8 protein-coding genes are annotated in these 7,542 nt (G+C 41.4%); 5 read left to right on the top strand and 3 right to left on the bottom strand.

The features are described 5' to 3' along the window. Nucleotides 1-115: 115 nt before the first annotated feature. Nucleotides 116-460, bottom strand: a complete 345-nt coding sequence (locus AC4GME_RS15920) for a YggL 50S ribosome-binding family protein (RefSeq protein ID WP_490376049.1) — start codon at nt 458-460, stop codon at nt 116-118. Between the two features lie 333 nt (nt 461-793). Between AC4GME_RS15920 and AC4GME_RS15925 the strand changes: the two genes are divergently transcribed. Then, nucleotides 794-1,873 (top strand): hypothetical protein, encoded by a 1,080-nt coding sequence (locus AC4GME_RS15925; RefSeq protein ID WP_490376050.1) that lies wholly within the window; start codon nt 794-796, stop codon nt 1,871-1,873. 86 nt (nt 1,874-1,959) lie between these two features. Continuing rightward, a complete protein-coding gene (gene traF, locus AC4GME_RS15930) occupies nt 1,960-3,135 on the top strand; it encodes a conjugal transfer protein TraF (RefSeq protein WP_490376051.1) in 1,176 nt (391 codons plus the stop codon). A 142-nt stretch (nt 3,136-3,277) separates the two neighbouring features. Here traF and amrA read toward each other — a convergent pair whose 3' ends face one another. Together amrA and amrB are read right to left on the bottom strand one after the other, a co-directional pair. Further along, a complete protein-coding gene (gene amrA / locus AC4GME_RS15935; protein WP_490376052.1) occupies nt 3,278-3,874 on the bottom strand; it encodes an AmmeMemoRadiSam system protein A in 597 nt (198 codons plus the stop codon). Then, nucleotides 3,852-4,634, bottom strand: coding sequence for an AmmeMemoRadiSam system protein B (amrB, locus tag AC4GME_RS15940; RefSeq protein ID WP_490376053.1), 783 nt, complete (start codon nt 4,632-4,634; stop codon nt 3,852-3,854). The genes amrA and amrB overlap by 23 nt, the downstream gene beginning before the upstream one ends. Nucleotides 4,635-5,258: 624 nt before the next feature. On the opposite strand from amrB, the gene AC4GME_RS15945 reads away from it, so the two are divergent. The 3 genes from AC4GME_RS15945 to AC4GME_RS15955 all read left to right on the top strand — a co-directional run. After that, nucleotides 5,259-6,776: a reductive dehalogenase gene (locus tag AC4GME_RS15945; RefSeq protein WP_490376054.1), complete on the top strand. Its 1,518-nt coding sequence runs from the start codon at nt 5,259-5,261 to the stop codon at nt 6,774-6,776. A 16-nt stretch (nt 6,777-6,792) separates the two neighbouring features. After that, the gene (locus AC4GME_RS15950) at nt 6,793-7,080 is read left to right on the top strand and encodes a hypothetical protein (RefSeq protein ID WP_490379748.1); all 288 of its coding nucleotides are present in this window, start codon (nt 6,793-6,795) and stop codon (nt 7,078-7,080) included. 100 nt (nt 7,081-7,180) lie between these two features. Continuing rightward, nucleotides 7,181-7,542, top strand: a 362-nt coding sequence (locus AC4GME_RS15955; RefSeq protein ID WP_490379749.1) for a hypothetical protein, incomplete at its 3' end; no start/stop codon positions are given.

Here is a 7,542-nt window from a genome sequence, read left to right on the forward strand (position 1 = left end):
CCTGATAGGGTGACTCGGGTGAGACTTTTATCTCACCCTATTCAAAAAGAACTGCTATTTAACAACAGGACTGATTTTCATCAAAAAATAGGACAAGTACAATGAATAAAACCCGTTAAACACCGTAGTATGCATCAGTTAACTCGCCAACAACTGCATCTTTAATAAATTCTCTCTCTGCTAACCAACCAATAAAAGCACTACGATCATCTTCTGAAGCACTGCCATAACGATCAAATGCACTAATGAAAACAGAAAATGTTTGAGAGCCCCCAGCACCGCCCAAAATTAAATTTCTTGATTCAACAAAATTGATTATCTCAGTAAAAAAAGAATCAAATGTGCACTCGTCCAAATCAGCAAATTTAAATGAAACTTCAAAGCCTAATACCGCATATTCACCCACATATAACTTTTTACGAAGTCGGCGGCTTCTCTTTACTTGTTCAATCGTTTTCATAGTTCCTCTTAGATTAATAATTTTATTAACAATATAAGCACTGCATCAAAAATGAGGCTCAGAGTCAATCTGTCTAATGACGCGATTCTAGCTAATTTCAAGCAAATAGCATTCTATTTATAACGGATAAAACATAAAAACGAGCTGTAGCGCTCATTTGATAATATTTTATTTTTCAGTGCTAATAATAAAACATGCGCAAAGCTGGTCAAATTTTATGCATTCAGCTAGCCGCAAGTTTTTTTAGCTCGATACAGTGCTAAACTGAGAGATATATTGACACCGCTCATCTGTGTTTTTATGGTGAGGATGATTTTTTATAAGGATATTATTATGAAAGCAACATATCTATCAGCTCTTCTGCCCGGCTTGTTATTACTGGGTGGCTGCAATGATGCTGAAACTGAAGTATGCCGTTATTATGTTCAACAGGATTTAGATTCAGGCAATTATCTATCTGCAATTGAACGCATTGAAGATGCCAGTTGTCAGGCTGATTATCCGGAGAATGAGTTTTTTGTTGATTTAGGAAGCGCCTATTTAGGTAAAACAGGGTTAACCTTACCGACCGTTATGAGCGCCATGATTGACGATACTGACAATGCCAGTAACGATCAATTTTCAATATTTGTTGAAGAAGTTGCAAATTCAGCCAGTAATAGTGCTCTGCTTGACCTGAGAAATTCTCACAACGCTTTTATCAATTATCTTGGCGGTCAGCGGTGTATAGATATCGTTGAGCCTACTTCAACTCAAGATGGAATCTGCTTAGTAATCGGTTTTGTTGATATTTTAAAAACGACCATGGCAATCGATGCAATGACGGAAGGCAATGTTAGCGATTGGATTAATGACACTGAGGGCAATAACCCTGCCATGATACGCTCGACCTGTGCCCTGCAATATTCGTACGATCATAAAAATGACAGTGAATTCACAATCCCATACCTGAAATGTAAAGAAGGCGTTTCGGTTGATAATTCTGAGTTCGTTACTTTTACTGCAAGTGATAATACGACTAAAGATTATAATAGCCTGACTGTATCTTATCAGGGTGAAGCAGGATATTTTCTGGAGTCAGAAGCTATCGGCAGCACTATTTTTAGCAAAGATTATTGCCAGGCGGATTATTCCGCCTGTGCTGATCCATCAGTGCAGGGGTGCTATGCCTGTCCAGTAAATAAAGGAGTTGAAGATCTTAATATTCAAGATTTCGTTCTGGATTCATTAAATAGTGGTTTTGATAATATTGAAACTTTAATTGAGAATGCCGGGGGGGAAGATAGTGATGAACTGCAAGAATCTATTGATGACTTTAAACTGGAAATTAAAGCTGAAGGTTGTGAGCAGATCCCTGAAGGTGAAGATTGTTTCACCATGGATGACATAATTGATTATTTAAATAAACAGTAACGCGTTATAGCCAGGCTATCCAAAAGTTACATTTTAAGATGCTTGGCTACACATAGTAAAAATATAAAGTGCAAAAGGATTAGACGATGAAAAAATGGATTATACCTATGGTTGCTGGCTTGGGTTTTGTATCTATAGTTCAGGCAACAGAGCATGCTTACCTTTATAAAGATCTGCGTATTATGGCAATGGGTGGAGCTAATGTCGCCGCTGGTGGTTACAGTTCCTCTCTGTTTTCCAACCCGGCTGGTATCGCTAATATGCCGGAACACCATGGCATGGTAGTGGAACTTTTGGGCTTAAGTGGTACAGGTAGTAGTAACGGTAAAAATATCATTAATGATATTAACGACGCGATAGATACTGATACCACTGATGCAATTTTAGATGTATTTAGTAAGTATTCCGGAGAGCGGGTGCATGTGGATGTGTCTAACTACAGTTCGCTCAGTATGAACCATGGTGATTATGCCTGGAGTGTAGGTTTGCTCTCTGCCGTTGATGCCAATATGACACCTCATGCCAGCAGTTATGATCTATTAGAAGTGCAAAGCCGTGCTTATGGCGGCATAACAGCAGCTTACGCTCATACCCTAAAAGATATTGCAGCTGGCGATCTTACTTTAGGAGTCGGTGCTAAATTTATTAAACAGAAATCATATGAGGGTGCCTTAACGCCTGACGATCTGATTAATTATGATGATATTGGTGACGAACTACGCGACAAGTGGGAAAAAGATGGTACAGGTTTCGGTTTAGATTTAGGTGCTATTTATGAGTTTCATACTGATAGTGACCTTAAACCCGCCCTTGGTTTAAGTGTAATGAATATTGGGAATATGACATTTGATGACAGCTATGGAGGCCAGCCTACCACTGTTAATATTGGTGCCTCTATTGAGCCAACAATCCCGCATATTGTAAAAACCCGAATTGCTCTGGATTATGTGGATCTGTTTAATGCCAATAAGACGAGAATCTATAACCTAGATACTCCTGATAATAATATCTCTTTTACTGATTATGACGATACCGATTTTGTGAAACGTTTACGTTTTGGAATCTCAGCAATGTTATATGACAATTCCTGGTCATCAATGGAAGTGGCAACTGGAGTATATCAGGGCAATCTTACTGCAGGCATCGATTTTACCGCCTCAGTATTTAGATTAGGTTTCACCACCTATGAAGAGGAATTGGGCCCCGAATATGGTGATGATTCCGATCGTCGTTACTCGGTTATTTTAGGTATTGTCTGGTAGCAGGATAGCGCTACATATAATAAGTAGCGCTTTTTTTATTAAAACCTCAGCCTAAAAAACCTTGTAAACAATAGATGAGTATAAAACTCATCTATTGTTTATTATGATGTTTAGAATTGAAAAAGTACCGCGGGATTGCGACTTATCTGCTGTGATTATTATTTTTCCCTTCAATAACTGATGTGCTAAATCGAAACAGTTCAATATCTCTGCTCCAATAATTCCGAGGCCAGCCCCCTTTTTGCTTTAATGCCTGTAAAAATGTAAATGGTGTTGTTAAGGAGTGCCAGACAGTAGGTAAAAATATTGCGCTCCGATAGCTCTCTTTTAACAACAATCCATCAATACCCACCCTAAGTTGCTGCAATAAAGCTTGCTCGCCATTATTTCGCATTGGCACAAGCTCACTGAGAATAGATATTTCAAAACGCAGATTAGCTAATTCATCTTCAGCCAGGGGCTCAAAGCGCCGGTCTTCACAGGCACTGTAATAACTATAGCGACAGACATTAAGCCATAGTGGCTGATCGGCAACATAAGTACCGATACAGCCGCGCAGCTGTTGATCCGCATATAAAGTAACAAAACAGGCTCCAGGCGCTAACAAAGACAAAGATTCTGGTTCCTTAGGCAATAGTAACGATTTATGTGTAACCGCATCCTTAAGCACTTTCCTGACAAGCTCTTTGAGTACAGATTGATCACTAGCGCTGAAGCTAGTACAAGACGAAACTGGCATAACCTACCACCTCTTTTTTTCCACCCAAAACGTCACCCGAGTTTGCTTTTTTAGCTAACTTGATTTGCCATTTTTGGCTGTTTGCATAATCCAATAAACCATTCACTGCAAAGCAACCGCATGCATCTTCCCCAGCTAACGTGTTGTTATAATTTAAAATTTTATTGATAGTGATATTATCCAAAATCTTAGCTTGTTGGTAGGGATGGTAATGACTGAGATCTGAACTGACAACCACTAAATTCGATGAGTCATTAACCTGTAACGCACTCAGGATTTCGTTGATCGTGTGCGGTTGACACTGACCTACAACAATTGGCACTATCTGAAAGTCATTTAAACAATATTGTAAAAATGGCAGTTGCACTTCCAGTGAGTGTTCCAATAAATGAGCTGGGTCGCTGATACTCACCAAACCTAATTTTAACAGTTTCCTATAACACTCATTTGCAACATCTATCTGCCCAAGTGGTGTACTGAATGCGTCATAACTGGAGATAGCGCAACCTTGTAACGCAACGCGATGGCTGGGACCAAGTAAAATTACACGCTTAATATCAGTGGCAATGGATTTAAGATAAGCATAAGCACACCCCGCTACCCCTCCTGAATAACAATAACCTGCATGAGGGACGATAAGTGCGTGCGCCTGGATTTCCGGCTCTGTTACAGATCCTACAAAAGATCTGACCTCTGCGCGTAATTGCTTAGCAGATTCAGGGTAAAAATGTCCAGCGACAACAGCTGTTCTATATTTCATAACTACCTCGCAGAAGCAAATATTCGCTAAATTTATGTAACTACTTAGCTTGTACTGTCTTTACTGCAAGTATAGTAAAACGGTGATGAAAGAGAGTAAAACAACTGAATATTTTCCAACCAGCTACTTTCAGCGCACTGCATCCAGATTTTAAGATGTTAAATAAAGCAGCTACCTCACTAACCAGCCTGCTAAAAACGAGCAGGATCGCCAATAGTTAGGCTCGCAATTATGTGTATTGCGCAATGTGAATTCAGATAGATTCAAACTGCACGCATTGTCTGAAGTTAGTAATAAAAAGGAAAGAGTTTCAATTAATTAAGATAGGCTGGATGTTAATGGAATTGTCTATTTTATGGTCACTCTGTCGGATAAGCAGCAATGCCATAGTCACATAAAATCTGCTAGCAGAAATACAACAAGCCGACTTTATATCTGAAAACGGATCACTCAAGCTTGATAATTGAGGCACAACTTTCTTGACAGCACAGCATTAATGCGCAACACTAAGTACCGCTCGGTACATAGTACCGTACAGTACAGTGCAGTGTGAAACAATTCATATGCACAATACTTTGCCACAGTAAACAGTAAGTAAAATCAGGCCGGAACTAAGGACTCAGCATGACAAACGACCCCTCAAACATAAATCAAGATCAGGAAGGCGTTGAATCCACAATCGTCAGTGAAAAGCAATCGGATCAAGGTACGGATCTATCACGTAGAACCTTTTTTAAACGTTTCGCCGTTGGAGGCGGTGCGGCCCTTCTCGGAGGCGGTGCTACTTATGCAGCCGGTAGCGCATCGGTTGAGGGGAGAATTGCAAAAGATTACCCGGAAACCAACGAAGACTTTAAACCCTTTAGACAGAAGAATACGACACTGAGTTATGCAGCCAGTCCGGTACTGGCTGCACGAGACAATACGCGCATGGAGCAGTTTAAAAAGCTTCATGATAAGCCTGCTGACTATTTCTGGCCTAAGCTGTTTCAACATTTTGAACACAACGTACCTTATGACAACAGCCGTCCAGGTTTTACTCAACTAGACGGGGCACTTCAGCACGCAAGTTGGATGCCTTGGGCCAACTGGAGTGGTCCAAAAGGTAAAATGCTACTTTTTGGTGGCACTGGGGTGCCGAATACTCCGCCGTATACTTGGGATCAATCAGATAAACACGAAAATAAACACCAATTTACAGACGCTAAAGAAGCAGCCGATGCTGTTCGTTCTGCCGGTCGTCTGTTTGGCGCGCTGCGAGTCGGTATTGCCCGTAATGACAAACGTTGGAATTATGATCCTATTTACGATTTGACTCAGGACAAAGAGCTGAGCTGGGAAAAAGACTTTCCATTCAAACCAAAATCCGTGATCGTGATGGTTGTACCTATGGACTACGACGGCATGGCCACTGCACCCAGTCGTGTTTCTGCAGCGACAGCTGGTATCGGGTACACTCAGATGGCGGTCCTTGCCGGTGCAATGAAACACTTTATGAACGGGCTTGGTTACAACGCAGTAGGCGCGGGTAATGATCTGGCGATTTCTGGTGCCTATGGGATTATGGCCGGCTTAGGTGAAGGTGGCCGTAATAACTGCCTGTTGGTTCCAGGTTACGGTCCTCGCGTACGAATTTGTAAAGTATTTACTGATTTTGACTTTGAAGATGAGTATGACCAGCCGCACACTTGGGGGATTACCGAGTTCTGTAAATCCTGTAAAAAATGTGCCGATGCCTGTCCTAGTCAGGCAATCTCGCATTCGACAGAGCCAAGCTTCTACCCGGATCACGAGCGTGCCAAAGAGCCGGGTTATAACTGGAGCAACCATATCGGGGTTAAGAAATTCCATACCGATGCCAAACGCTGTGTGGACTACTGGCTGGAGACTGATAGTGACTGTGGTGCCTGCATCGCTTCCTGTACTTTCAATGAGCCTGATTTCTGGCATCACTGGTTTATTATGGCGATCAACCCGTTCACACCTAAACTGATCCACGGTTTAATGGCAGAACTCCATCCTGCCTTTGGTTATGGTTCGACCCAAAACCCGGAAAAAGTTAAAAAATTCTGGAGAACAGGTGAAGGCATGCGAGTTAATAAACACAATAAATCTACTTTTGGTACATCTAACATTTCTTAATAAGAGGAAGAATATTATGGAATTAGCACAATGGTTCTGCTTCGGAATCTTATTTACCCTAATGTCAGCAGGTCTGGCATATTTATCGATTAAAGTAAAATTGAGCTGGTGGGTTTGGGGCGCTCTAATTGTCTCTTGCCTGCTTATTCTATTCGGTTTGGCATGGGCAGGAGCTTCATTTCTTGAGGGTGTTGCCCAATCCGGGGCGATCGCTCTGATCTGCTTCTCTGGACCAGGCATACTGGCCATCTCCTGGATATGGAAGAGATACATTCGTCCACAAGCGGCTAACCTTAGCAGCTAACCGATTAGTGAAAAGCATAAATAGAGTGGAAGCTTTCTTCCACTCTATTTTTAAGCATATGAACCTTTAGAGATAACTGCATAAACAACCAGAGTATTTCATGAAAAGAAATTTAGCCCCGCATCTTGATAAAATTTGGAAATTATTTGCCTGGAGCACATTAATTTTAGCTTTTATCATAGGTAATATAGCCTCCGAACCTGATTATTTGCTTTTAGCAAAAGCCCATTATCCTAATTACGACTGGAGTCGCAGTGAAATCTATCCCGATTCACCTGTAGTCTTTGTGCCAGCTCCCGGTGTCACTGATCAAGCGCTGGTGGTTGCTACCGGTAAAGGTTTTGGTGGCCCTTTTGTACTGGGTGTTAGAGTGCAGAAAGAGCAGGAGATAGCCCGAGTAAAAGAAGTGGTGGTATTATCACACAAAGAAACGCCTCCCTATCTGCAAAAACTCATCAAGCA

The sequence above is a fragment of the Psychromonas sp. genome, assembly GCF_983033635.1.

What these genes read in the sequence shown, in the direction of transcription:
- amrB (WP_490376053.1), bottom strand. Translation starts at nt 4,634, where the DNA reads ATGAAATATAGAACAGCTGTTGTCGCTGGACATTTTTACCCTGAATCT.
- AC4GME_RS15950 (WP_490379748.1), top strand. Translation starts at nt 6,793, where the DNA reads ATGGAATTAGCACAATGGTTCTGCTTCGGAATCTTATTTACCCTAATG.
- AC4GME_RS15920 (WP_490376049.1), bottom strand. Translation starts at nt 460, where the DNA reads ATGAAAACGATTGAACAAGTAAAGAGAAGCCGCCGACTTCGTAAAAAG.
- amrA (WP_490376052.1), bottom strand. Translation starts at nt 3,874, where the DNA reads ATGCCAGTTTCGTCTTGTACTAGCTTCAGCGCTAGTGATCAATCTGTA.
- traF (WP_490376051.1), top strand. Translation starts at nt 1,960, where the DNA reads ATGAAAAAATGGATTATACCTATGGTTGCTGGCTTGGGTTTTGTATCT.
- AC4GME_RS15925 (WP_490376050.1), top strand. Translation starts at nt 794, where the DNA reads ATGAAAGCAACATATCTATCAGCTCTTCTGCCCGGCTTGTTATTACTG.
- AC4GME_RS15945 (WP_490376054.1), top strand. Translation starts at nt 5,259, where the DNA reads ATGACAAACGACCCCTCAAACATAAATCAAGATCAGGAAGGCGTTGAA.